1 protein-coding gene is annotated in these 880 nt (G+C 42.6%); it reads left to right on the plus strand.

Annotated elements, in window-relative coordinates:
- Nucleotides 1–175: 175 nt before the first annotated feature.
- Nucleotides 176–823, plus strand: a complete 648-nt coding sequence (gene pcp / locus BAZO_RS20995; protein WP_003333502.1) for a pyroglutamyl-peptidase I — start codon at nucleotides 176–178, stop codon at nucleotides 821–823.
- The last annotated feature ends 57 nt before the right edge of the window (nucleotides 824–880 follow it).

An 880-nucleotide genomic window follows, 5' to 3' on the forward strand; every position in this document is an offset into this window, starting at 1 on the left:
ATCAACTAGCAATTCGGGTTTATTTAATTAATTATTTAATTTCAGAAAGGTATATATAAATCATGGCGCAACAAATTGTCCTACCCATCAAAGACTCCAACGTCTTAAAGATGGTACAAGATACACTTCTCGATAGCTTCTGTACTTCTTGGCATTTTAGAAAGGAAATCTTCTCATGAAAATTCTTGTTACCGGATTTGATCCCTTTGGCGACGATAAAATTAATCCTGCGATTGAAGCCGTGAAACGTTTGCCGGATGAAATTGCTGGGGCACAAATCGTTAAATTGGAAATTCCGACAAAGTTTAATGTTTCAGCCGATGTCGTTAAAGATGCTATTGCCAAAGAAAAGCCTGACTATGTGTTGAGCATTGGTCAGGCTGGTGGCCGGTTTGAACTCACGCCGGAGCGAGTTGCGATTAACTTGGATGACGGTCGGATTCAAGATAATGCCGGGTATCAGCCACTTAATCACACGATTCATGGCGATGGCGAGAATGCCTACTTTACCCAGTTACCAATTAAGGCCATGGCCAAAGCCATTCGGGAAGCTGGTGTTCCGTCAGCAGTCTCCAACACAGCAGGCACTTACGTCTGCAACCACATTTTTTATCAGGTACAGTATATGCGGGATAAGATGTTTCCCGATATTAAGGCCGGCTTCATGCATATTCCATTTTTGCCGGAACAGGTTGTCACTCGTCCGGAAACACCATCGTTGTCATTGGATGATGATGTTTTAGGCATCACTGCCGCTATCAAGGCCATCGTGTCCCGTGACGGCAAAGGCGATATCGAAACGATTGAAGGCAAGGATCACTAAAAGCCTGTTTAGTGTTTTTGGACTATTATCAAATAAATAGACATAAAAAAGAAAAGC

The organism is Schinkia azotoformans LMG 9581 (assembly GCF_000307855.1).
Lineage (GTDB): Bacteria > Bacillota > Bacilli > Bacillales > Bacillaceae_J > Schinkia > Schinkia azotoformans.